This is a genomic window from Streptomyces sp. NPDC002520, from assembly GCF_053595235.1.
On the sequence record NZ_JBSFXG010000025.1, the window covers coordinates 24,503 to 47,081 of the forward strand.

Sequence of the window (22,579 nt, forward strand, 5' to 3'; positions counted from 1 at the left end):
TCCTTAACTCAGCATTCGGGCGCGGAGCTTCGCCAGGGTCGGGGTGTCCAGGCCGAGACCGTCCGTCAGGTAGCCGTTCAGGCTGCCGTAGTCGTGCTCGGCCTGGTCCAGGGCCGCCGCGAGATAGTCGTCGCGGACCTCCTGGACCGGGATGAGCAGGTCCGGGTTCCGCATGAGGCCGGCCTGCTCCAGCCCGTCGCGGGTCCTGCGGTCGGCGTCCGCACGGAAGTCGTTCGAGAGCAGGTAGTCCTTCTCCGCGGTCGCGGACGGGACGCCGAGGGCGCGCAGCAGGAGATAACTCATCCAGCCGGTGCGGTCCTTGCCCGAGGTGCAGTGGTAGAGCAGCGGAGACGCCTTGTGGTCCGCGATGTCCCGCAGGGTCTCGGCGAACTGCCGGCGGTTGTCCGCGCCGGTGACGAAGGCGCGGTAGACGGAGCGCATCAGCTGCTCCGCCTTCCCGTCGCCGAGCGCCTCCTGCTGCCGGACCGGGTCCCCGGAGCCGATGACCGCCAGGATCGCGGCGGACAGCCCGAGGTCGTCCACGGGCCGGGAGGTCGTGGTGAGGCCTGCGGGAAGGCGGTCGGCACCGTCGCGGCCGACCTCGCCCGGGACGCGGAAATCCACGACGGTGCGCAGGCGCAGCGTGGCCAGTGCCGCGACGTCCGCGTCGGTCAGCTTGCCGAGGGCGTCGGCGCGGAAGACCCGGCCGTGACGCACCTCGCGGCCCGTGCCGGTGCGGTAGCCGCCGATGTCACGGACGTTGACCGCCCCGGCGAGCACGATGTGGCGGACGGCCGTGACGCCGCTGACAGGCGGCGCGGTGACGGTGGCCGCGGCCGGTGTCCGCAGGGGGTCGGCCGTGGCGTACGCGGGGAGACAGCCGACGACCAGGGTGGCAAGCACCATCGCGGTCGCGCGGCGGGTTCGGGGAGCACGCATGGGATCAACTCCAAGGGTGGGGACGTACGTTCCCTGAGGTGGAGAAGGGTGCGGCTCGTCAGCCGGCGTGGGGCAGGGCACGGAGCGTGGCGTGGGCCTCGGCCATGATCCGGTCGACGAGTTCGGCACAGGACGGCAGATCGTCGATGACCCCCGCGACCTGGCCGGCGGCCATCACACCGAGGTCGGTGCGGCCGTCCACCATCGACGCCTTGAGGAGCATCGGGGTGTTGGCGGCCAGCAGGACCTGACTCCAGGTCAGTTCCTTGCCGTGCTTCATCGCCAGACCGTCACGGACCATCTGCGCCCAGCTCATGCCGCTCTCGCGGCGGAAGGCCGCGGCGTGGCGGACGGCTCGCAGCAACGAGGCGGCCCGGCCCGAGCGTTCCAGCGCGTCGACCAGGTCGGAGCGCAGCATCCGGTGCGGCAGGCCGTCCACCTTGGTGGTGAGGGTGACGTCCTTGACCGACGCGGCCAGGTACCTGGCCTTGACCGCGTCGGGCACGGTGCTGTCGGAGGTGAGCAGGAAGCGGGTGCCCATGGCGATCCCGGCGGCGCCGTAGGCCAGCGCCGCGACCAGGCCGCGCCCGTCGTGGAAGCCGCCGGCCGCGATCACCGGGATGTCCACGGCGTCCACGACCTGGGGGAGCAGGACCGTGGTGGCCACGTTCCCGGTGTGGCCGCCGCCCTCGCCGCCCTGCACCACCACGGCGTCGGCGCCCCACGCGGCGACCTTCTCGGCGTGCCGGCGGGCGCCGATGGACGGGACGACGACCACCCCGGCGTCCTTGAGACGTGCGATCAGGTCCCGGGAGGGCGCGAGCGCGAAAGAGGCGACCTTCACGCCCTCGTCGACGATGATCCGCACACGCTCGGCCGCGTCCCCGGCGTCCGCCCGCAGATTGACGCCGAACGGCGCGTCCGTGCGCGACTTGACCTCGCGGACGGCGGAGCGCAGCTGCTCGACGCTCATGGTGGCGGAGGCGAGGATGCCGAGCGCCCCCGCGTTCGCGGCGGCCGAGACCAGCCGGGGGCCGGCCACCCAGCCCATGCCGGTCTGCACGACCGGGTGCCGGACGCCGACGAGCTTGGTCAGCGGGGTGTCGATGGTGAAGCTCATGCGGGCACCTCGCGCTCGCGCAGCCCCTTCGGGTCGATGACCTCTCGGATCAGCCGCAGCTCCTCGGCGGTGGGCTCGCGGGTGACGGGCACCTCGGCGGGGACGGTGAGCTCGAAGCCGGTGGCCTCGACGACCTGCTCGACGCTCACGCCGGGGTGCAGGGAGCGCAGCCGCATCGTGCGGTCCGGGGTGTCGAAGTCGAGGACGCCGAGGTCGGTGATCACGTCCGCGACGCGGTGGTAGCGGGTCGCGGAGGGGCCGGCCTCGGCGGCACGGTCGTACCCGACCCCGCTGACCATGTCGACGCGCTCGACGAGCACGCGCGGGCTGTGCCTGGGGATCCAGTAACTGGTCGGGTTGTTGAGGGTGTTGACCGGGGCGCCGCGCACGCCGAGCAGTTGCCGGGTGGGCCGGGCCCAGTCGCCGATGCAGGAGATGTTCTGGTTGCCGTGGCGGTCGAGCTGGGCGGCGCCCATCATCACGTGCCGCCGCCCGGTGGCGACCATGGCCAGGTGCTGGCGGTACGGCAGCCAGCCCTCCACCACCTCGGCCCGTGCGCCGATGGCCGGCACGTCGCCGATGAGCATCGCCTCGCCGTCGGTCAGCAGCAGGTCGGGGGAGAAGGTGAGCTTCGCCAGCCGGGCCGCGATCATCGGGACGGTGCCCATCGGGCTGGCCAGCACCTCGCCCGCGTCCCGCCAGGCCTCGGCACAGGCGACCACGCAGTACTCGGCCCGCGTCGCCGTCGTCGTAGGGCTGCTCATGCGGTCTCCTCCTCGTGGAACGCCGCCACGGCGGCCTGGTACGCGTCCTCGTCGCCGGACAGGAACCGTTCGGTGAAGGCCCGCCAGGTCTCGGGGTCCTTGGCGGCGCGGGCGTAGGCGCGCTGGAACGCCTCGTCGCGGTCGTGGTCCGGGGCGCAGGAGGTGAAGTGCGCGCCGTTCGGGGTCTCGACGACGCCGTCGACGAACGCGCGCTTGACCAGCAGGGTCTGCGGCCCGCCCTCCTTCAGCAGGTCCGCGCTGTCCACGATCCGCTCGCAGGAGACGTACGCGGTGTCGGCGGCCTCGCAGAACAGGTCGTCGAAGTACGGGTCGGGGCCGAGGTACTGGCCGTTGCCGTGCCGGTCCGCCCGGTTGAGGTGGACGAGCGCGGCGTCCAGCCGCAGGGCGGGGGCGGCGACGAGCTCCTCGCCGTCCTCGTACGGCGATCGCACCGTGCGCAGCCGCGGATTGACGCGCAGCACGTCCGAGGCGAGACCGGCCCGGATCGGCATGAACGGCAGCCGGTGCACGGCGGCGGTCAGGCCCCACATGAGCATGGCCTCGTCCAGCTCCATCAGCTCCAGCGCGCCCCGCTGCCGGGCCGCGGCGAAGTGCGGCTCCAGGGGGATGGAGTCCAGGGTGGCGAAGGCCGCCACCAGCTTGCGGATCTTCCCGGCGGCGGCCAGGAGCCCGACGTCGGGGCCGCCGTAGGAGACGACGGTCAGGTCGGTGACGTCGGAGCGCAGCAGCGCGCGCACCAGCGCCATCGGCTTGCGCCGCGAACCCCAGCCGCCGATGCCGATCGTCATGCCGCTGCTGAGTTGTCCGACGACCTCGTCGGCGGTCATGGTCTTGTCCCTGCTCATGCCTGCTGCTCCTTCGGTTCCTGCTCCTTCGGCTCAGGCCGCTTCTCCGTGCCGAAGGTGTCCCGGACGCGGTCGGCGACGCCGCTGAGGTTCGCCTCGAAGGTGAAGCCCTGCTCGAAGCGGTAGCTGCGGCGGACGTCCACCGGGTCGATGCCGTTGATCGCGGCCTTGGCGAGACGGATCAGGGTGCCGTCCTTGGCGGCGATCTCCCGGGCCAGCTCCAGTGCGCTCGCCAGCAGTCGCTCGCGGGGGACGACCCGCCACACGGAGCCGTGCTGATGCAGCTCCTGCGCGGTGGCGGTGCGCGAGGTGTAGTACAGGGCCCGCATCAGGTGCTGGGGCACCAGCCGGGCGAGATGCGTGGCCGCGCCGAGCGCGCCCCGGTCCAGTTCGGGCAGACCGAAGGTCGCGTCGTCGGAGGCGACGATGGCGTCGGCGTTGCCGACCAGGCCGATGCCGCCGCCCAGACAGAAGCCGTGCACGGCGGCGACGACGGGCACCTCGCAGTCGTAGACCGCCGCGAACGCCTCGTAGCAGCCGCGGTTGGCACCGATGAGGGCATCGTGCCCGGCCGTGCGCTGCATCTCCTTGATGTCGACGCCGGCGTTGAAACCGCGGCCGGCGGCGGTGAGCACGACGCAGCGCACCTTCGGGTCGGCCCCCGCGGCGCGCACGGCGGCGGCCAGGTCGTACCAGCCCCGCACGGGCAGGGCGTTCACCGGAGGGAAGTCCACGGTGACGACGGCGATGCCCTCTTCGGGGGCAGAGGTGGAGACACCCATGGGCAGATCAGCTACCTTTCCACCAAACGTTTGTTAGGCGGAAGATAGCAGTGGTCCGCTCTTTGCGGGAGGTGTCCATTGGCAGCGGTACTCGACTTGTCCGGATCCGTCGCCGTCGTCACCGGCGGCAGCCGGGGTGTCGGGGCGGGGATCACCCGTGCGTTCCTTGAGGCCGGCGCGCAGGTCGTGACCTGCGCGCGCAGGCCCCCGGACACGCCCGTCGAGGCGGGCGGGCGCACCGCCCGCTTCCTCCCCGTCGACCTGCGCGACCCGGAGGCGGTCGACGGTTTCTTCACCCGGGTGCACAGCGAGTACGGGCGGCTCGACACCCTGGTCAACAACGCCGGGGGCACGCCCTTCCGGCCGCTCGGCGAGGGCGGGGCCCAGCGGCACGCCCGGGTCGTCGAGCTGAACCTGCTCGCACCCCTGACCGCGTCCCTCGCCGCGTACGAGGTGATGCGCGCTCAGGACGGCGGCGGGTCGATCGTGATGATCGGCAGTGTGAGCGGGACCCGGCCCTCACCGGGCACCGCCGCGTACGGCGCCGCCAAGGCCGGCCTGGACAACCTCGCCCGCTCCATGGCCGTGGAATGGGCGCCCGAGGTGCGGGTCAACACGGTCGTCCTCGGCATGGTCCGCACCGAACTGTCGCCCCTGCACTACGGCGACGAGGAGGGGATCGCCGCCGTCGGCCGCACCGTGCCGCTCGGCCGGCTCGCCGATCCCGCGGACGTCGGTGACGCCTGCGTCTTCCTCGCCTCCGACCGCGCCGCGTACATCAGCGGCGCCAGCCTGCACGTCCACGGCGGAGGGGAGCGCCCGGCCTTCCTCGACGCCGCCACCGTCAACAAGTGATCACACCGTCGAAAAGTGACCAACTCCGGTGAGGTGCGGGGCCGTTCCCGCCGAGACCTCGACTCGCTCACCGAACCGTCGGAACCGTAGGAACCGTAGGAAAGGACACCATCCATGACCGGACTGTGCACCGGACGCGTCGCCGTCGTCACCGGCGCGGGCCGCGGGCTCGGCCGCGCCCACGCCCTCGCCTTCGCCGCCGAGGGGGCGAGGGTCGTCGTCAACGACCTCGGCGTCGGCCTCGACGGCACGGGCGCGGCCTCCGGACCGGCCCAGCAGGTCGTCGACGAGATCCGCGCACTCGGCGGCGAGGCGGTGGCCCACGGCGGCGACATCGCCACCCCCGAGGGCGCCGCCTCGCTCGTCGCCACGGCCCTGGACACCTTCGGCCGCCTCGACACCCTCGTCAACAACGCCGGGTTCCTGCGCGACCGCATGCTCGTCAACCTCGACGAGGACGACTGGGACGCCGTCATGCGCGTCCACCTCAAGGGCCACTTCCTGCCCCTCAAGCACGCCTGTGCGCACTGGCGCGCCGAGGCGAAGGCCGGGCGCACGCCCGAGGCCCGCGTGATCAACACCAGCTCCGGTGCCGGACTGCTGGGCAGCGTCGGCCAGGGCAACTACTCCGCGGCCAAGGCCGGCATCGTCGGCCTGACCCTGGTGGCCGCCGCCGAGACGGCCCGCTACGGCGTCCAGGTCAACGCCATAGCCCCGGCCGCCCGCACCAGGATGACCGAGCAGACCTTCGCCGACACCATGGCCGCCCCCGAGGGCGGTGCCTTCGACGCCATGGCCCCGGAGAACGTCTCCCCGCTCGTCGTCTGGCTGGGGTCCGCCGCGAGCGCCGGGGTCACCGGGCGGGTCTTCGAGGCCGAGGCCGGCCGGATCACCGTCATGGAGGGCTGGCGGCCCGGCCCGACCGCCGACAAGGGCGCCCGCTGGACGCCCGCGGAGGCCGGCGAGGCGACGCTGAAGCTGCTCGCCGAGGCCGAGACCCCGCAGCCCGTGTACGGGGCGCAGTAGACCGGGTCACGACAGCGGCGCGCGGGACGAACGGCCCCGGAGGCACAGGCCTCCGGGGCCGTTCGCCGTCGTCCCTCCGAGGCCGTTCGCAGCCCTCCCTGGGGCAGTTCAGCGCCTTCGCGGAGCGCCTTTCCCGGTCAGCGGGAAATCCCGCTCCCCGCCCCCGGCCCCTCCTGCTTAGCCTCCCGGAACAGCCCAACGCCCCGCAGAGGACCCCCATGCTCACGGACTTCCAGAGGCACCAGGCGGCGGAGATACTGCGCCGCGCCGAGCTCGGCCGTACCCCGGTCGTCCCGCTGACCGAGACCTTCCCGGCGATCGACACCGAGGACGCGTACGAGATCCAGCTGCTCAACATCCGGCAGCGGACCGACGCAGGCGCCGAGGTGCGCGGTCACAAGGTCGGCCTGTCCTCCCCGGTCATGCAGCAGATGATGGGCGTGGACGAGCCGGACTACGGCCACCTGCTCGACGACATGGAACTGAGCGCCGGCGGCCTGGTGCCCGCCGCCCGCTACTGCTACCCGCGCGTCGAGGTCGAGGTCGGCTTCGTCCTCGGCGACGACCTGCCGGGGGAGGACTGCACGCCGGCGGACGTCCTCGCCGCCACCGAGCGCGTCGTCCCCGCGCTGGAGTTGATCGACAGCAGGATCCGCGACTGGCGGATCTCCATCGCCGACACCATCGCGGACAACGCGTCCTCCGCCGGATACGTCATCGGCGAGGGCCGGGAGGTGCGCGGGCTGGACCTGAAGGCGATCGACGCCCGGCTGACCAGCGGCGGCGAACTGCTGGCCGAGGGCCGCAGCGACGCCGTGCTCGGCGACCCGGCCGTCTCCGTCGCCTGGCTCGCCCGGACCGTGGCCCGCTTCGGCGTGCCCCTGAAGAAGGGCCATGTGGTGCTGCCCGGCTCCTGCACCCGGGCCGTCGACGTGGCGGCGGGAGCGACCTTCACCGCGGAGTTCACCGGGCTGGGCTCGGTCTCCCTCTCGTTCAGCTGAGGTGATTCAAGGAAATGACGTCCACCAAGACCAAGGCGAGCGCCGCGATCGTCGGATCCGGCAACATCGGCACCGACCTGCTGTACAAGCTGCAGCGCTCCGAACTCGTGGAACCACGCTGGATGATCGGCGTCGACCCCGACAGCGAGGGCCTCGCCCGCGCCCGCGGAGCCGGTCTGGAGGCCAGCCACGAAGGGGTCGACTGGCTGCTCGGCCAGGCCGAACTCCCCGACATCGTCTTCGAGGCCACCTCCGCGTACGTCCACCGGGCCAACGCCCCCCGCTACGCGGAACTCGGCATCAAGGCGGTCGACCTGACCCCGGCCGCCGTCGGCCCCGCCGTCGTGCCGCCCGCCAACCTGCGCGAACACCTCGACAAGCCCAACGTCAACATGATCACCTGCGGCGGCCAGGCCACCATCCCCATGGTGTACGCGGTCTCCCGCGTCGTCCCGGTGGCCTACGCGGAGATCGTCGCCTCGGTGGCATCCGTCTCCGCGGGACCCGGAACCCGGGCGAACATCGACGAGTTCACCCGCACCACCTCCCGCGGCATCGAGACCATCGGCGGCGCCGAACGCGGCAAGGCGATCATCATCCTCAACCCCGCCGACCCGCCCGTCATCATGCGCGACACCGTCTTCTGCGCGATCCCCGAGGACGCCGACCGCGCCGCGATCACCCAGTCGATCAAGGAGATCGCCGAACAGGTCGCCACCTACGTGCCCGGCTACCGGCTGCGCAGCGAGCCGCAGTACGACGAACCGCGCACCGAGAACGGCGGCATGGCGCGCGTCGCGATCTTCCTGGAGGTCGAGGGCGCCGGCGACTACCTGCCGCCGTACGCCGGAAACCTCGACATCATGACCGCCGCCGCCACCAAGGTCGGCGAGGAGTTCGCAAAGGGGATCATCGCGTGACGTACTCCGAAACCCTCGACATCCGAGTCACCGACTCCTCCCTGCGCGACGGCTCGCACGCCAAGCGCCACCAGTTCACAGGCGAGGACGTCCGCAGCGTCGTCGCCGCGCTGGACGGCGCCGGCGTGCCCGTCATCGAGGTGACACACGGCGACGGCCTCGGCGGCTCGTCCTTCAACTACGGCTTCTCCAAGACGCCCGAGCAGGAGCTGATCAAGATCGCGGTGGACACCGCGACCCGGGCGAAGATCGCCTTCCTCATGCTCCCGGGACTCGGCGTCAAGGACGACATCCGCGCCGCGCACGGCAACGGCGCAAGCATCTGCCGCATCGCCACGCACTGCACCGAGGCCGACATCGCCGTCCAGCACTTCGGACTCGCCCGCGAGATGGGCCTGGAGACCGTGGGCTTCCTGATGATGGCCCATTCCACGACCCCCGAGAAGCTCGCCGCGCAGGGCCGCATCATGGCCGACGCGGGCTGCCAGTGCGTGTACGTGGTCGACTCGGCGGGCGCCATGGTCATGGACGACGTCACCGACCGCGTCGAGGCCCTGGTCGCCGAACTCGGCGGCGACGCCCAGGTCGGCTTCCACGGACACGAGAACCTGGCCCTCGGCACGGGCAACTCGATCGCCGCCGTCAAGGCGGGCGCCCTGCAGATCGACGGCTCCACCCGCCGCCTCGGCGCGGGCGCCGGCAACACCGCCGTCGAGGCGCTGGTCGCCGTCTGCGCCAAGATGGGCATCCGCACCGGCATCGACGTCCTGAAGATCATCGACGCGGCGGAGGACGTGGTCCGCCCGGTGATGGAGGACGAGTGCCGACTCGACCGGCTCGCCCTGCTGATGGGCCACGCCGGCGTCTACTCCAGCTTCCTGAAGCACGCCTACCGGCAGGCCGAACGCTACGGCGTCTCCGGCGCCGAGATCCTGCTGCGCGCGGGCGAGCGCCGCCTGGTCGGCGGTCAGGAGGACCAGCTCATCGACATCGCCGTGGAACTCGCCGCCCAGCGGTGAGCCGCATCCCTCAAAGAGCCGCACTGCACAGGAGGAACTGATGACCGCACTCAACGAAGAGGTCCGGGTCATCGAGGCGGGCAAGCCGCCGGCGCGCTTCGCCCGGGGCTGGCACTGCCTGGGCCTGGCCGACAGCTTCAAGGACGGACAGCCGCACGAGATCGAGGCCTTCGGCACCAAGCTGGTGGTCTTCCAGGGCGAGGACGACGGGCAGTTGCACGTCCTGAACGCCTACTGCCCGCACATGGGCGGCAACCTCGCCCACGGCAGCGTCAAGGGCGACAGCGTCGCCTGCCCGTTCCACGACTGGCGCTGGGCGGGCAACGGCCGCTGCTCCGGCATCCCGTACGCGCGCCGCGTCCCCCCGCGCGCCCGCACTCGCGCGTGGACCACGCTGGAGGAGAACGGGCAGCTGTTCGTCTGGAACGACCCCCAGGGCAACCCCCCGCCGGCGGACGTCACCATCCCGCGGATCGAGGGCGCCCACAGCGACGAGTGGAGCGACTGGACCTGGAAGACCCTGCGGGTCGAGGGCTCCAACTGCCGCGAGATCGTCGACAACGTCGTGGACATGGCGCACTTCTACTACGTCCACTACTCCTTCCCGACGTACTTCAAGAACGTCTTCGAGGGGCACGTCGCCACCCAGTACATGGAGAGCGACCCGCGCCCGGACGTGAACCTGGGCACCCTCAGCACCTCGCTGCGCTCCGACGCCTCGTACTTCGGCCCCTCGTACATGATCGACTACCTCTACTCGCCGGTGGCCGAGGGCGTCGAGATGGAGATGGTGCTGATCAACTGCCACTACCCGATCGACGAGAACAGCTTCGTGCTCCAGTACGGCGCCATCGTCAAGAAGCTGCCCGGGATGACGGACGAGCAGGCCGCCGAGGCCGCCCGCCTCACCGCCGAGGGCCTGGAGACCGGCTTCGAGCAGGACGTGGAGATCTGGAAGAACAAGACCCGGATCGACAACCCGCTGCTGACCGAGGAGGACGGTCCTGTCTACCAACTGAGGCGCTGGTACGAGCAGTTCTACGTGGACGCCGAGGACGTGAAGGACGAGATGACACGCCGCTTCGAGTTCGAGCTGGACACCAGCCGGGCCAATGAGTCCTGGAAGGCCGAGGTCGCTCAGAACCTCGACCGTCTGAGGGCCGAGCGGTCGGCGGCGACGGAGACCGGAGCCTGACATGCAGCCGGTGGAGTGCGCGACCTGCGGCAACCAGGTCCTGTGCGAGAAGTTCAGCATGGCCCACACCTCCGTGCAGTGGACCGCGGACGCGGCCGTCGTCTGCGCGGAGTTCCGCGACCGGGTGGCCCAGGGCGGCAACACCGCCCGCATCCGGACCTGCCGGGGGCTGCGCGACAGCATCGACCGCGCGGTCGAGGAGGGCAAGCTGGAGGTCTCCGATGCCTGAGCCGACGCCCGGTCCTGCCTCCGGGCCGACGTCCGGGTCGCGTACCCGCCGGCTGCGTGTGACCGAGGTGATCGCGGAGACGGCCGACGCGTACTCCCTGGTGCTCCGGGCACCGGAGGAGACCGCGGACCGCTTCGACTACCGTCCCGGGCAGTTCCTCACCCTGAAACTGCCCGGGACGGACGGCGGCGCCGTCGCCCGCTGCTACTCGCTCGCCAGCTCACCGCACACCGGTGAGCCGATGAAGGTCACCGTCAAACGGGTGGCCGGCGGGTACGGCTCCAACTGGGTGTGCGACCACCTGACAGCGGGGGACGAGGTGGAGGTGCTGCCCCCCGCGGGCACCTTCACCCCGCAGTCCCTCGACCGCGACCTACTGCTCGTCGCGGGGGGCAGCGGCATCACGCCGGTGCTGTCGATCGCGAAGTCGGCCCTGGTGACGGGGCAGGGCCGGCTCACCCTCCTGTACGCCAACCGCGACGAGTCCTCGGTCATCTTCCGCGACGAACTGCGGGAGCTGGCCAGGGACTTCCCGGACCGGCTGGTGGTGATCCACTGGCTGGAGTCGCTCCAGGGACTGCCCCTCGCGGACCGGCTGACCGCCGCGCTCGCGCCGTACGCCGACCGTGAGGCCTTCGTCTGCGGCCCGCAGCCGATGATGGACGCCGTCGAGCAGACACTGCGCGCGCTCGGCGCACCGGGCGACCGGATCCACCGCGAGCGGTTCTTCTCCCTCGGCGCGGACGTCTTCGACACACCGTCCGCGGTGGAGATCGCGGACGGGGAGGACGGCAGCACGGCGCGCGTGGAACTCGACGGCGAGACCCACACGGTCCGCTGGCCGTCGCGGACACCACTGCTCGACGTCCTCCTGGCCGCGGGCGTGGACGCCCCGTACTCCTGCCGGGAGGGCGCCTGCAGCGCCTGCACCTGCCGGGTCGTGACCGGCGAGGTGAAGATGCTCCGCAACGACGTCCTGGACGAACAGGACATCGCCGAGCGCTACGTCCTGGCCTGCCAGTCCGTGCCCCTCACCGACGAGGTCGAGATCACCTACTCCTGAGGCGGACGACGAACACCGTCACGCCCTCACCCAAGGACCGTCAGGCCCTCACCCGAGGACCGTCACGCCGTCACCGAAGGAACGGATCATGTTCCGTACATACCTGATCACCGGAGCGGCCTCCGGCATCGGAAAGGCCACCGCCGACTTCCTGCGAGCGCAGGGACACATCGTCATCGGGGCCGACCTCAAGGACAGCGACATCTGCGCCGACCTGGCGACCGCCGAAGGCCGGGCCGAACTCGTCACGCGGGCCCGTGAGGTCTCCGGCGGCCGCCTCGACGCCGTCGTCGCCTGCGCGGGCATCGCGCTCCCCGACCCGCTGACCGTCAGGGTCAACTACTTCGGCGCGGTCGCCACCCTCGAGGGCCTGCGCCCGCTGCTGGCCGCCGGCACCGACCCGCGGGCCCTGGTCATCGGCTCGATCGACGCCGTGCACCCGACCGACCCCGCGATCGTGGACGCCGCGCTCGCCGGCGACGAGGAGGCGGCGGTGGCCGCCTCCCGGCTGGTCGTCGAGCGGGGCGAGGGGCACCTCGTCTACTCGTCCTCCAAGGCGGCGGTCTCGCGCTGGATCCGCCGCGCGGCGATCACCGACGCCTGGGCCGGGGCCGGCATCCCGCTCAACGCCGTCGGCCCCGGCGTCATCCTGACGCCCATGACCCTGCCTCTGCTGGACGACCCCGAGATGCGCGGGCTCGTCGAACAGGCCGTGCCGATGCCGCTGCACGGCCACGCCCGCCCCGAGCAGCTCGCCCCGCTCGTCGCGTGGCTGACCTCGGCCGAGAACACCCACGTGACCGGCCAGGTCGTCTTCGCCGACGGCGGCGCGGACGCCGTCCTGCGCGGCGACCGCATCTGACCACCCCGCACACCGGCGTGCGAGCGTGCCCCCTCACGGGGCGTGCTCACACGCCGGTGACCGCTTTTCCCCCCGTGCCCGGCAGCCGTCCGCCGACGTCCTCACATCCACTGACTGAAGCGCAGCCAGGACACCATGTTGTCCATCACGGGCTGCGGAACACCGGGCGCGGGCACCGCCTCGGCCGCCGGTGCCTTGGGGGCGGGCGCCTTCGTGTGCCGTCCAGGGCCGAACATCGACTGCCACACCGACCGCGTACAGGCGAGCACGGCGGGGGCGATCCGCTCCAGCTCCCGGTGGGTGCCGTTGCCGCACACCGAGATCGAGGCGACGGCCCGGCCCGCGCCGCGCAGCGGGGCGGCCACGCAGGACACCCCCCGGTACACCTCCTCGCGGTCGAAGGCGACCCCGCGCTCCCGCACCATCGCCAACTCCCCGCGGAACGACTCGGGATGCGTGATGGTGCGCGGCGTGCGCGGGCGCAGCCCGTGCCGGATCACCTGCTCCACCACCGCGTGGTCGCTGAACGCCAGGATCGCCTTGCCCGCCGCCGTGCAGTGCGCCGGCTGCCGCCCGCCCACCCGTGACGGCACGCCCGAGTCGTCCGCCCCGCCGATCCGCTCCAGGTAGACCACCTCGGCGCCGTCGAGCACCGTGAGATGCACCAGGTGGCCGGTGGACTCGTGCAGCGCGTACAGATGGGGCAGCGCCGCCCGCCGCAGCCGGTTGTGGTGCGCGGCCAGCGCCCCCAGCTCCAGCATGCCCATGCCCAGCCGGTAGTCGCGGCCCTCGCGCTCCAGCCAGCGCAGCTGCACGAGCTGGTCCAGGATGCGGTGCGCGGAGGAGCGGGCGAGACCCGAACGCTCCACGACCTCGGTCAGGGTGAGCCGGGGCTGGGCGCTCTGGAACGCGACCAGCACCTTCGCGGCCTTCTCCAGCAGCGACAGCGGCGGATACCCGGCCTCGACAGTCTGCGTCGTCAAGGCGCCTCACCTCCTACTCGGACAGCCGACGAACCCCGGGCCGCGGCCGTACATCCGGTGTTGCGGGGAGGTTGCCAGCGGATCCCGTCTGCTGGGAAGGGGTATTCCTTTTCGAAACAGTAACGCGTAGGTTCCGATGCGTCACCCACGACGACCCGAGCACCTGAGAGGGATGCGCATGCGTGACGACGACGTGCTCGCGGCGGTCCGCGACCTCGCACCCGCCCTGCGTGAGCGTGCTGCCGAGACCGAGGAGCTGCGCCGCCTGCCCGACGACACCGTGAAGGAGCTCGCCGAGAGCGGCTTCTTCCGGCTGCTGCAGCCCCGGGCGTTCGGCGGCCTCGCCGCCGATCCGGCCGTCTTCTACACGGCCCTCGAGGAGATCGCCACGGCGTGCGGCTCCACCGGCTGGGTCGCCTCGGTGATGGGCGTCCACCCCTGGCACGTGGCCCTGTTCGACCCGCGGGCGCAGCAGGAGGTGTGGGGCGCGGATCCCGGTACCCGTATCGCCTCCTCCTACGCCCCGACCGGGGAGGTCACCACCGTGGACGGCGGCTTCCGGCTCTCCGGCCGCTGGCGCTTCTCCGCCGGCTGCGACCACGCCGGGTGGACCCTGCTCGGCGGCCTCGTCACGGACGGCGAGGGCCGGCCCGTGGACATGCGGACCTTCCTCGTCCCCCGCCGCGACTACCGCGTCGACGACGTGTGGGACACCGTCGGGCTGCGCGGCACCGGCAGCAACGACATCGTCGTCGACGACGTCTTCGTCCCCGGGCACCGCACCCTCGGCTACGGCCCCATGGCCGCGCTGGAGTGCCCGGGCCACGCGACCAACACCGAGCCGCTCTACCGGATGCCGTACGCCGCGGTGTTCACCACCTCCATCTCGACCGCGATCGTCGCCGTCGCCGAGGGCGGCTACGCGTCCTACCTCGAGACCACCCGCGAGCGGTTCCGCGTCTCGTACGGGCAGAAGGCCGCCGAGGACCCGTTCGCGCAGGTGCGCATCGCCCGCGCCGCCAGTGACATCGACGCCGGCCGGCTCCAGCTGACGCGCAACGTCGCGGACCTGTTCGCCGTGGCCCGGCGGGGCGAGGAGATCCCCATGTCCCTGCGGGCCCGGGCGCGCAGGGACCAGGTGCTCGCCACCGAGCGCGCGATCAACGCCGTGGACCTGCTGATGGAGAACGCCGGCGGCAGCCCGATGCGCAGGGACGGCAGCGTCCTCCAGCGTGCCTGGCGGGACGTGCACGCCGGCCGTGGTCAGGCGGCCAACGACGTGGAGCGGGCGCTGGCCTTCTTCGGCAAGGACGCGCTCGGCATCGACATCCAGGACCCCATGCTGTGACCGTCCGCCCACCGGGTACCCGTGCCGTGCGCACCCGGTGGACCGGGCGCGGCCACTCGCCGACGGCGGGACGGCGCTTTGCGCCGTCTCCCCAGGGACGGCGGGCGACATCCACGACGGCGGGTGGTGGGCAGCGGACCGGAAGGCGGGCGGCGGACCGGGTGGCGGGCGGTGGACCGGGTGGCGGGCGGTGGACCGGGCGGCGCCCGACGCGTTCCCGCCCGCCGCCCGACCTCCGGCACACCGCGCCGCCCACCCGGCGCCTCTCACCCAGCCGCCCCCGATCATGCTGCCCCTCGATCCCGCAGTCACTTCCGATCCCCAGGCTCCCTCGATCCTCCAGTTCCCTCGATCCCCAAGCTCGCTCGATCCCCCAGCTCCCTCGATCCCGCAGTCACTTCTGCTCACGCAGCCACCTCCGACCAAGGAGCGGACAGACTCATGACCACCGTGTTCAACGACCAGGCGGGTGCGCAGGCCCCGGCCCCCGCCGGCCTCGCGCAGCTCGCCGACTACGCCGCGCAGGCGTACGGCCCGCAGGAGGCTCTCGTCGACGGTGAGGTCCGCTGGACCTTCTCCCGGCTGCGCGACGAGGTGCACGCGGCCGCGCGAGCCGCCCTCGCGCAGGGCGTGGGTCCCGGTGACCGGGTGGCCGTCTGGGCGCCCAACACCCGGTACTGGATCGTCGCCGTGCTCGGCGCCGTGTCCGTCGGAGCCGTCCTCGTCCCCCTCAACACCCGGTACAAGGCCGCCGAGGCCGCCGACCTCATCCGGCGCAGCGGCGCCCGGCTGCTGTTCACCGAGCGCGGCTTCCTCGGCATCGACTACGTGGAGATGCTCCGCGACTCGGGCGAGGACCTCGGGAAGCTGACCGGCACCGTGGTGCTGCGCGGCGAGGCCGCGGAGGGGACGCTGAGCTGGGCGGACTACCTGGAGGCCGGCGAGTGCGTGCCGGAGTCCGAACGGGCCGCCCGCGCCGCCGCGGTCCGCCCCGACGACCTCGCGGACATCCTCTTCACCTCGGGCACCACCGGGCGCTCCAAGGGCGTGATGACCACGCACGGCCAGACCATGGACGTCTACCGGGAGTGGTCCCGCGTGGTCACCCTGCGCTCCGGGGACCGCTATCTGCTGGTCAACCCCTTCTTCCACGTCTTCGGCTACAAGGCCGGCGTCGTCGCCTGCCTGCTGCGGGGCGTCACGATGCTCCCCGAGCAGGTCTTCGACCTGGAGCGGATCCTGCCCCTGCTGGCGAAGGAGCGGGTGAGCGTGCTGATGGCCACGCCCACCGTGTTCCACGGCCTGCTGGACCATCCGCGGCGCGCCGAGTACGACCTCTCGGGGCTGCGCCTCGCCGGCGCGGGAGGCAGCGGCGTCGACACGAGGATGATCGAGCGGCTCCGCGAGGAGATGGGCATAGCCGACGTGTTCAGCGCCTACGGCCTCACCGAGTCGACGGGCGTGGCCTCCGTCTGCCCGCCCGACGCGGACGCCAGGTCCGTGGCGACCACCGCGGGTCCGGCGCTGCCCGGCACCGAGATCCGGGTGGCCGGCGCCGACGGCGCCCCCCTGCCGCCCGGCGAACGGGGCGAGGTCCTCGTCCGCGGCTACAACGTGATGCGCGGCTACCTCGACGATCCCGACGCGACCGAGCGGACCGTCGACGCGGATGCCTGGCTGCACACCGGAGACATCGGCGTGCTCGACGAGCGCGGCTACCTGACCATCACCGACCGGCTCAAGGACATGTACATCGTCGGCGGCTTCAACGCCTATCCGGCGGAGGTGGAGCACGTCCTGCTCGGCCACGAGCAGATCGCCGACGTCGCGGTCGTCGGCGCCCCCGACGAGCGCCTCGGTGAGGTCGGCGTCGCCTTCTACACCCCCGCGCCCGGAACGGACCCCGACCCGGCGGAGCTGACCGCCTGGGCCCGCGAACGACTGGCCAACTTCAAGGTCCCGCGCCGCTTCCACGCCGTACCGGCGCTGCCGCGCAACGCCGGCGGAAAGATCCTCAAGGGAGAGCTGCGGCGCGCCGCCCGGGACGGGCGAACGACCTGACGGGCCCGGCCGGGGCAAGAGATCACCGACCGCGGCGGGGGGAATCCCACTCATCGGGAGGCGGCGATGGCCGCCGTCCCCCCGCCGCACGAATACTTCCAGCGCTCCTGACGGTGCATGACCCATCCGCACTCCACCACTTTTGAGGTTGAGATGGCGAACACGCGAGACAGCTGGGACCAGACGTGCGACGTGCTGGTCGTGGGATCCGGTGGCGGCGCACTCACCGGCGCGTACGGCGCGGCGGCCCGTGGCCTGGACACCCTGGTCATCGAGAAGACCCGGTACTTCGGCGGCACCACCGCCTACGCCGGCGCCGCCCTGTGGCTGCCCGGCAACCCCGCCCAGGAACGCGGCGGGCTGACGGACTCCGCCGAACTCGGCCGCGCCTACTTCCGCGCGGTCGTCGGCGACACCACCCCGCACGAGCTGCAGGACGCCTACATCGACAACGCGGGGGAGACCGTCGCGTATCTCGAGGAGAACCCGCACCTCTGCTTCGAGTACCGGCCCTTCCCCGACTACTACGCCGCCCCCGGCCGGTTCGACGCCGGACGAGCCGTCTTCCCCGTGGACCTGCCCGCCCCCGAACAGGCGCATCCGCTGCTGGCCGCGGTCCGTCCCCCGGCCTGGGCCGAGCGACTTCAGCTGCCTGTTCCCGAGGGGCCGTTGACGGACGGCCGCGCCCTGATCGGCCGGCTGCTCCTCGCTCTGGAGTCCACCGGGAACGGCCGCACCCTCCGCGACACCGCGCTGACCCGGCTGATCACCGAGGACGGCCGGGTCGTCGGCGCCGAGGCCGAGCACGAGGGCCGCGTCCTGCGGATCCGCGCCCGCCGCGGCGTCCTGCTTGCGGCCGGCGGCTTCGAGGCCAACGCCGAACTGCGCCGCGAGTGGCAGGGCCTCGACGGCGCCGACTGGACGATGGGCGCGCCCGGCGGCAACACCGGCCAGGCGCTGCTCGCCGCCGTCGAGGCCGGAGCCGGCACCGCGCTGCTCGACCAGGCCTGGTGGTGCCCCTCGCTGCGCTTCCCGGACGGCTCGGCCGCGTTCACGCTCGGCCTGCACGGCGGCATCTTCGTCGACGGCTCCGGCCGCCGGTTCGCCAACGAGTCGCTGCCGTACGACCAGATGGGCCGCCAGATGCTCGCCGCGAAGGCGGGCACCACCCCCGACGCGCCGGTCTGGTGGATCTTCGACGGCCGTTTCGGCGACGAACTGCCCGGCATCACCGTCGTCCCCGCCGACCGCGAGAGCTTCACCGAGGCGGGCGCGTGGCACACCGCCGACACTCTGGACGGCCTCGCCGAGCGCATCGGCGTCGACGCCGCGGCACTGTGCGAGACCGTGCGGACGTTCAACGGCTACGCGGCCGACGGCGTGGACGCCGACTTCCATCGCGGCGAGGACCCGTACGACCTCTTCTTCGCCCAGTCGGAGGGCCCCAACCCCTGCCTGGTGCCGATCGAGCAGGGCCCGTTCCACGCCGTGCAGATCGTCCTCGGCGACCTGGGCACCAAGGGCGGCGTGCGGATCGACCCCCGGGCCCGGGTGCTGCGCGAGGACGGCACGCCGATCCCCGGCCTGTACGCGGCGGGCAACACCAGCGCGTCGGCCTCCGGCCCCACCTACCCGGGCCCGGGCGCGCCGATCGGCTCGGCCATGGTCTTCGGCCACCTCGCCGCCGCCGACCTCGCCGCCCAGGAGTGACGAGCGGTCACTGAACAGACCCGGGCCCGCCCCGTCCCGCGCTCAGCGGGTCCGGGGTGGGCCGGGCCTCTCGGGTCTGTGCTCAGTGGTCCCGCGCTCAATGGTCCCGCGCTCAGCGGCTCCGTGCGGCCGCGCGGCCCGCTCTGCGGCCGTAGAAGCTGCCGTCGCCCAGCGAGATGCCGCTCGCGTAGCCCCAGGCGGCGATGCCCGCGGTGGCGCGGCCGGCCGCGTAGAGGCCGGGGACCGGGTCCCCGTCGACGTGCAGCACCTCGGCGTTCGCGCCGGTGGTGAGGCCGCCGAGGGCGAAGCCCGAGGTCATGCCCCGCAGGTCCACCGCGCCCAGCGGGCCGCGCAGCGGGCGCACCCAGCGGGCGGCCTTGCGCAGCAGCGGGTCCCGGCCGTCCTCGGCGTGCCGGTTGTAGACGTCGAGCGTCGACTCCAGGGCACCGGGCGGCAGCCCCATCGCCGCCCCCAGCTCGGCCGCCGTCTCGCACACCCAGGCCGGACGCATCTGCATGAACTCGGGAGCGGCGGAGACCCGCCGGGCCTCCTCGAAGCCCTCCTCGTCGAGGACGAGGAACGCCTGGTTGTCCTGCTGGAAGAGGGCGGCGTGGCCGAGCCGGCCGGGATAGGTGTCCTCGTTGATGAACCGCTGGCCGCGGCCGTTGACCAGGATCCCGCGGATCGAGTACTGCGGGTCCATGGGCAGGGCCACCTCGCAGGCGTCCATGTGCGCGACGCCCGCGCCGAGCGCCTGCGCCAGCTTGACCGCGATGCCGTCGTGCTCCTCCACGGCCGCGCCCGGACGGCCCGACAGCAGCGGGGCGTGGGCCGCCAGCATCTCGTCGTTGTACGTGAAGCTGCCGGTGGCGAGCACCACGCCGCGCCGGGCCCGCACCGTGACCTGCTCCCCGTAGCTGCGCGCGACCACACCGCGGACCGTGCCGTCCCGCTCGACGACCAGCCGCTCGATCCGCATGCCGTAGTGGGCCTTGACGCCGAGCCGTTCGGCGGTGTCCACCAGGGGCTTCATGAGCATGTATCCGCCGCCGCGCTCACCGGTGCGCTTGTTCTCCATCCGCGGCAGGTGGCCGCGGGGCGCGGGCGCGGCGATCTCGTCGAACGGGGCGGCGTTCTCGCCGCCCGAGTACATCAGGCCCTCGTCGCCGGCGGGTTCCCAGGCGGGATCGCCGTAGAAGACCGGCTTGAACGGCACGCCGCACTCGACCAGCCAGTCGAAGTGGGCGACGCTGCCCTCGCAGTAGTCGGTGACCTTGGCCGCGTCGGCCCCCGGCCCCATCGCCGCCATCAGGAACGCGGCCATCGCCTCCGGTGAGTCCTCGAACCCGCAGGCGCGCTGCAGGGCGGTGCCGCCGCCCAGGTACACGAAGCCGCCTGCCAGGGCGGCCGCGCCGCCCCAGCCGCCGGCCCGCTCCAGTACCAGCACCTCGGCCCCGGCCCGCGCCGCCTCCACGGCGGCCGCGGCTCCGGCTACCCCGTACCCGGCGATCACCACGTCCGCGGTGAGGTCCCAGGTGTCGATGTCCGCTGCTGCGTACGGTCTCACTCCGCCGTCCCCTCTTCGCGCGTCTTGTCGCGTCTTCTCGCGGGAATGCCGGCAGGAGCGTAGGGCGGCCGCAGCGCGTGCCACACGCCACGGCTCCCGGTGACCGGGAAAACGCCGCGCCGCCGTCGCTTCCCGCTCAGTGGGAGCCACGTATTTCGTTCCGGAACACCGCAGCGTACGGTCCTGCCACTTCCGCCACCACGACCACCCGAAAGGGGATGTTCATGGCCGAAGACGTGCTGGCAGCGGTCCGTGACCTCGTCCCAGCCCTGCGCGAGCGCGCGGCCGAGACCGAGACGCTGCGCCGCGTGCCCGAGACCTCCATCAAGGAACTGGAGGACACCGGCTTCTTCCAACTTCTGCAGCCCAAGGCCTTCGGCGGCCAGGCGGTCGACCCGCTGGTCTTCTACTCGGCCGTCAAGGAGATCGCCAAGGCGTGCGGCTCCACCGGCTGGGTCGCCTCCGTGGTCGGCGTCCACCCGTGGCACGTCGCCCTGTTCGACCCGCGGGCGCAGCAGGAGGTGTGGGGCCAGGACCCCAAGACCCGCATCGCCTCCTCCTACGCCCCGACCGGCAAGGTCACCGCCGTCGACGGCGGCTTCAAGATCTCCGGCCGCTGGCACTTCTCCTCCGGCTGCGACCACGCGAGCTGGGTCCTGCTCGGCGCTCTCGTCACCGACGACGAGGGCCGCCCGGTGGACATGCGGACGTTCCTGATCCCGCGCTCCGAGTACCGCATCGACGACGTGTGGGACACCGTCGGCCTGCGCGGCACCGGCAGCAACGACGTCGTCGTCGAGGACGTCTTCGTCCCCGACCACCGCGCCCTGAGCTTCGGTCCCGTCACCGCCCTCGACGTGCCCGGCCACGAGATCAACGCCGAGCCGCTGTACCGGCTGCCGTACGCCGGCGTGTTCACCACCACCATCTCCAGCCCGATCGTCGGCATCGCCGAGGGCGCCCTGGAGTCCTACGTCGAGACCACCCGCGAGCGCTTCCGCGTCTCCTACGGGCAGAAGGTCGTCGAGGACCCGTTCGCCCAGGTGCGCATCGCCCGCGCCGCCAGCGACATCGACGCGAGCTGGCTCCAGCTGACCCGCAACATCGGTGCGATGTACGAACTCGCCCAGCGAGGCGAGGAGTTGCCGATGGCCCTGCGCACCCGTACCCGCCGGGACCAGGTGCTCGCCACCGAACGGGCGGTCGGCGCGCTCGACCTGCTGATGGAGAACGCGGGCGGCAACGCGATGCGCACCGGCCCGAACCCCGTCCAGCGCGCCTGGCGCGACGTCCACACGGGCCGCGGCCACGCCGCCAACGACCCGGAGCGGGCGCTGGTGATGTTCGGCCAGTGTGTGCTCGGTATGGACATCCAAGACTCCATGGCCTGAGAGGCGGCGCCAGATGACAGAGCTCTCCTACGCATCGACCTCCCGCACCGCGAAGGCGGCGGGGCTCACCCTGCACTACCACGAGGCGGGCCCCGCGGACGCCCCGGTCGTGATCATGCTGCACGGTGGCGGCCCCGGCGCCTCCGCCTGGTCCAACTTCGGCCGCAACCTGCCCGTCTTCGCCGGGCACTTCCGCACCCTGCTGGTGGACCAGCCCTGCTTCGGCCGCTCCGACAAGCCGGAGCTCGACAGGGACTACTTCAGCTACAGCGCGAACGCCGTCGCCGCCCTGATGGACGAACTCGGCATCGAGCGGGCCCACTTCCTCGGCAACTCGCTCGGCGGCGGAACCGCCGTCCGCATGGCCCTGAACCACCCGGACAAGGTCGCCAAGCTCCTGCTGATGGGCCCCGGCGGGGTCTCCGTCAACCTGTTCGCGCCGGACCCGACCGAGGGCATCAAGCGGCTCCTCGAGTTCAACACCTCGCCCGAGCCGACGAAGGAGCAACTGCGCGCCTTCCTCGGCGTGATGGCCTACGACCAGTCCATCGTCACCGACGAACTGGTCGAGGACCGCTGGGCGTCGGCCACAGACCCCGAGAACCGCATGGGCAGCGCCCGCATGGGCGCCTCCTTCGCCAACCCCGCCTGGGCCGAGGACACGATGCTCTGGCGCGAGGCGCACCGCATCACCCAGCCGGTGCTGCTCACCTGGGGCCGCGAGGACCGCGTCAACCCGCTCGACGGCGCGCTGGTCGCCCTCAAGACCATCCCGAACGCCCGTCTGCACGTGTTCCCGCACTGCGGCCACTGGGCCCAGACCGAGCAGGCGGACGAGTTCAACCGCCTCGCCCTGGACTTCTTCTCCCACTGACCAC

Annotated in this window: 21 protein-coding genes; 14 read left to right on the top strand and 7 right to left on the bottom strand. The window is 72.5% G+C overall.

Annotation, left to right across the window (positions count from 1 at the left end; genetic code table 11):
• Window positions 1-3: 3 nt before the first annotated feature.
• The 5 genes from ACWD5D_RS29365 to ACWD5D_RS29385 are packed head-to-tail and all read right to left on the bottom strand — an operon-like array spanning window position 4 to window position 4,471.
• Entirely contained in the window at window positions 4-939 is a 936-nt protein-coding gene (locus ACWD5D_RS29365; protein ID WP_451375776.1) for a tyrosine-protein phosphatase, read from the bottom strand.
• Window positions 940-997: 58 nt separating this feature from the next.
• A complete protein-coding gene (locus tag ACWD5D_RS29370) occupies window positions 998-2,059 on the bottom strand; it encodes an NAD(P)H-dependent flavin oxidoreductase (protein ID WP_451375777.1) in 1,062 nt (353 codons plus the stop codon).
• Entirely contained in the window at window positions 2,056-2,823 is a 768-nt protein-coding gene (locus ACWD5D_RS29375; protein WP_451375778.1) for a CoA-transferase subunit beta, read from the bottom strand. The genes ACWD5D_RS29370 and ACWD5D_RS29375 overlap by 4 nt, the downstream gene beginning before the upstream one ends.
• Entirely contained in the window at window positions 2,820-3,689 is an 870-nt protein-coding gene (locus ACWD5D_RS29380; RefSeq protein WP_451375779.1) for a CoA transferase subunit A, read from the bottom strand. Before ACWD5D_RS29380 ends, ACWD5D_RS29375 begins: the two co-directional genes overlap by 4 nt.
• The gene (locus ACWD5D_RS29385; protein ID WP_451375780.1) at window positions 3,686-4,471 is read right to left on the bottom strand and encodes an enoyl-CoA hydratase family protein; all 786 of its coding nucleotides are present in this window, start codon (window positions 4,469-4,471) and stop codon (window positions 3,686-3,688) included. Before ACWD5D_RS29385 ends, ACWD5D_RS29380 begins: the two co-directional genes overlap by 4 nt.
• Window positions 4,472-4,549: 78 nt before the next feature.
• Here ACWD5D_RS29385 and ACWD5D_RS29390 point away from each other — a divergent pair, with 78 nt between their 5' ends.
• The 9 genes from ACWD5D_RS29390 to ACWD5D_RS29430 all read left to right on the top strand — a co-directional run bounded on the left by ACWD5D_RS29390 (window position 4,550) and on the right by ACWD5D_RS29430 (window position 12,641).
• The gene (locus tag ACWD5D_RS29390) at window positions 4,550-5,326 is read left to right on the top strand and encodes an SDR family oxidoreductase (protein ID WP_451375781.1); all 777 of its coding nucleotides are present in this window, start codon (window positions 4,550-4,552) and stop codon (window positions 5,324-5,326) included.
• Between the two features lie 114 nt (window positions 5,327-5,440).
• A complete protein-coding gene (locus tag ACWD5D_RS29395; protein ID WP_451375782.1) occupies window positions 5,441-6,352 on the top strand; it encodes an SDR family oxidoreductase in 912 nt (303 codons plus the stop codon).
• 218 nt (window positions 6,353-6,570) lie between these two features.
• Window positions 6,571-7,353, top strand: coding sequence for a 2-keto-4-pentenoate hydratase (locus ACWD5D_RS29400; RefSeq protein WP_451375783.1), 783 nt, complete (start codon window positions 6,571-6,573; stop codon window positions 7,351-7,353).
• A 14-nt stretch (window positions 7,354-7,367) separates the two neighbouring features.
• The gene (locus tag ACWD5D_RS29405; RefSeq protein WP_451375784.1) at window positions 7,368-8,273 is read left to right on the top strand and encodes an acetaldehyde dehydrogenase (acetylating); all 906 of its coding nucleotides are present in this window, start codon (window positions 7,368-7,370) and stop codon (window positions 8,271-8,273) included.
• A complete protein-coding gene (gene dmpG / locus ACWD5D_RS29410) occupies window positions 8,270-9,292 on the top strand; it encodes a 4-hydroxy-2-oxovalerate aldolase (RefSeq protein WP_451375785.1) in 1,023 nt (340 codons plus the stop codon). The genes ACWD5D_RS29405 and dmpG overlap by 4 nt, the downstream gene beginning before the upstream one ends.
• Before the next feature lie 40 nt (window positions 9,293-9,332).
• Window positions 9,333-10,487, top strand: a complete 1,155-nt coding sequence (locus ACWD5D_RS29415; RefSeq protein ID WP_451375786.1) for a Rieske 2Fe-2S domain-containing protein — start codon at window positions 9,333-9,335, stop codon at window positions 10,485-10,487.
• 1 nt (window position 10,488) lies between these two features.
• A complete protein-coding gene (locus ACWD5D_RS29420) occupies window positions 10,489-10,716 on the top strand; it encodes a hypothetical protein (protein ID WP_451375787.1) in 228 nt (75 codons plus the stop codon).
• On the top strand, window positions 10,709-11,779 hold the full coding sequence (locus ACWD5D_RS29425; protein WP_451375788.1) for a 2Fe-2S iron-sulfur cluster-binding protein: 1,071 nt from the start codon (window positions 10,709-10,711) through the stop codon (window positions 11,777-11,779). The genes ACWD5D_RS29420 and ACWD5D_RS29425 overlap by 8 nt, the downstream gene beginning before the upstream one ends.
• 88 nt (window positions 11,780-11,867) lie before the next feature.
• A complete protein-coding gene (locus ACWD5D_RS29430) occupies window positions 11,868-12,641 on the top strand; it encodes an SDR family oxidoreductase (RefSeq protein WP_451375789.1) in 774 nt (257 codons plus the stop codon).
• A 101-nt stretch (window positions 12,642-12,742) separates the two neighbouring features.
• Here ACWD5D_RS29430 and ACWD5D_RS29435 read toward each other — a convergent pair whose 3' ends face one another.
• A complete protein-coding gene (locus tag ACWD5D_RS29435) occupies window positions 12,743-13,624 on the bottom strand; it encodes an IclR family transcriptional regulator (RefSeq protein WP_451375790.1) in 882 nt (293 codons plus the stop codon).
• Between the two features lie 178 nt (window positions 13,625-13,802).
• On the opposite strand from ACWD5D_RS29435, the gene hsaA (ACWD5D_RS29440) reads away from it, so the two are divergent.
• The 3 genes from hsaA (ACWD5D_RS29440) (at window position 13,803) to ACWD5D_RS29450 (ending at window position 18,743) form a co-directional block, all read left to right on the top strand.
• A complete protein-coding gene (gene hsaA, locus ACWD5D_RS29440) occupies window positions 13,803-14,972 on the top strand; it encodes a 3-hydroxy-9,10-secoandrosta-1,3,5(10)-triene-9,17-dione monooxygenase oxygenase subunit (protein ID WP_451375791.1) in 1,170 nt (389 codons plus the stop codon).
• A gap of 441 nt (window positions 14,973-15,413) precedes the next feature.
• Window positions 15,414-17,033 carry a FadD3 family acyl-CoA ligase gene (locus ACWD5D_RS29445; RefSeq protein WP_451375792.1) on the top strand — a complete coding sequence of 540 codons (1,620 nt, stop codon included), beginning with the start codon at window positions 15,414-15,416 and terminating at the stop codon, window positions 17,031-17,033.
• Between the two features lie 153 nt (window positions 17,034-17,186).
• On the top strand, window positions 17,187-18,743 hold the full coding sequence (locus tag ACWD5D_RS29450) for an FAD-dependent oxidoreductase (protein ID WP_451375793.1): 1,557 nt from the start codon (window positions 17,187-17,189) through the stop codon (window positions 18,741-18,743).
• A gap of 112 nt (window positions 18,744-18,855) precedes the next feature.
• Here ACWD5D_RS29450 and ACWD5D_RS29455 read toward each other — a convergent pair whose 3' ends face one another.
• Window positions 18,856-20,310, bottom strand: coding sequence for an FAD-dependent oxidoreductase (locus tag ACWD5D_RS29455; RefSeq protein ID WP_451375794.1), 1,455 nt, complete (start codon window positions 20,308-20,310; stop codon window positions 18,856-18,858).
• A gap of 224 nt (window positions 20,311-20,534) precedes the next feature.
• Here ACWD5D_RS29455 and hsaA (ACWD5D_RS29460) point away from each other — a divergent pair, with 224 nt between their 5' ends.
• The gene (hsaA, locus tag ACWD5D_RS29460) at window positions 20,535-21,701 is read left to right on the top strand and encodes a 3-hydroxy-9,10-secoandrosta-1,3,5(10)-triene-9,17-dione monooxygenase oxygenase subunit (protein ID WP_451375795.1); all 1,167 of its coding nucleotides are present in this window, start codon (window positions 20,535-20,537) and stop codon (window positions 21,699-21,701) included.
• Window positions 21,702-21,714: 13 nt separating this feature from the next.
• Window positions 21,715-22,575: a 4,5:9,10-diseco-3-hydroxy-5,9,17-trioxoandrosta-1(10),2-diene-4-oate hydrolase gene (gene hsaD / locus ACWD5D_RS29465; RefSeq protein WP_451375796.1), complete on the top strand. Its 861-nt coding sequence runs from the start codon at window positions 21,715-21,717 to the stop codon at window positions 22,573-22,575.
• Window positions 22,576-22,579 lie beyond the last annotated feature (4 nt).

Excerpts from the sequence above, each read along its gene's own strand:
- ACWD5D_RS29365 (WP_451375776.1), bottom strand. The coding sequence starts at position 939 with ATGCGTGCTCCCCGAACCCGCCGCGCGACCGCGATGGTGCTTGCCACC.
- ACWD5D_RS29370 (WP_451375777.1), bottom strand. The coding sequence starts at position 2,059 with ATGAGCTTCACCATCGACACCCCGCTGACCAAGCTCGTCGGCGTCCGG.
- ACWD5D_RS29375 (WP_451375778.1), bottom strand. The coding sequence starts at position 2,823 with ATGAGCAGCCCTACGACGACGGCGACGCGGGCCGAGTACTGCGTGGTC.
- ACWD5D_RS29380 (WP_451375779.1), bottom strand. The coding sequence starts at position 3,689 with ATGAGCAGGGACAAGACCATGACCGCCGACGAGGTCGTCGGACAACTC.
- ACWD5D_RS29385 (WP_451375780.1), bottom strand. The coding sequence starts at position 4,471 with ATGGGTGTCTCCACCTCTGCCCCCGAAGAGGGCATCGCCGTCGTCACC.
- ACWD5D_RS29395 (WP_451375782.1), top strand. The coding sequence starts at position 5,441 with ATGACCGGACTGTGCACCGGACGCGTCGCCGTCGTCACCGGCGCGGGC.
- ACWD5D_RS29400 (WP_451375783.1), top strand. The coding sequence starts at position 6,571 with ATGCTCACGGACTTCCAGAGGCACCAGGCGGCGGAGATACTGCGCCGC.
- ACWD5D_RS29405 (WP_451375784.1), top strand. The coding sequence starts at position 7,368 with ATGACGTCCACCAAGACCAAGGCGAGCGCCGCGATCGTCGGATCCGGC.
- ACWD5D_RS29415 (WP_451375786.1), top strand. The coding sequence starts at position 9,333 with ATGACCGCACTCAACGAAGAGGTCCGGGTCATCGAGGCGGGCAAGCCG.
- ACWD5D_RS29420 (WP_451375787.1), top strand. The coding sequence starts at position 10,489 with ATGCAGCCGGTGGAGTGCGCGACCTGCGGCAACCAGGTCCTGTGCGAG.
- ACWD5D_RS29425 (WP_451375788.1), top strand. The coding sequence starts at position 10,709 with ATGCCTGAGCCGACGCCCGGTCCTGCCTCCGGGCCGACGTCCGGGTCG.
- ACWD5D_RS29430 (WP_451375789.1), top strand. The coding sequence starts at position 11,868 with ATGTTCCGTACATACCTGATCACCGGAGCGGCCTCCGGCATCGGAAAG.
- hsaA (WP_451375791.1), top strand. The coding sequence starts at position 13,803 with ATGCGTGACGACGACGTGCTCGCGGCGGTCCGCGACCTCGCACCCGCC.
- ACWD5D_RS29445 (WP_451375792.1), top strand. The coding sequence starts at position 15,414 with ATGACCACCGTGTTCAACGACCAGGCGGGTGCGCAGGCCCCGGCCCCC.
- ACWD5D_RS29450 (WP_451375793.1), top strand. The coding sequence starts at position 17,187 with ATGGCGAACACGCGAGACAGCTGGGACCAGACGTGCGACGTGCTGGTC.
- hsaA (WP_451375795.1), top strand. The coding sequence starts at position 20,535 with ATGGCCGAAGACGTGCTGGCAGCGGTCCGTGACCTCGTCCCAGCCCTG.
- hsaD (WP_451375796.1), top strand. The coding sequence starts at position 21,715 with ATGACAGAGCTCTCCTACGCATCGACCTCCCGCACCGCGAAGGCGGCG.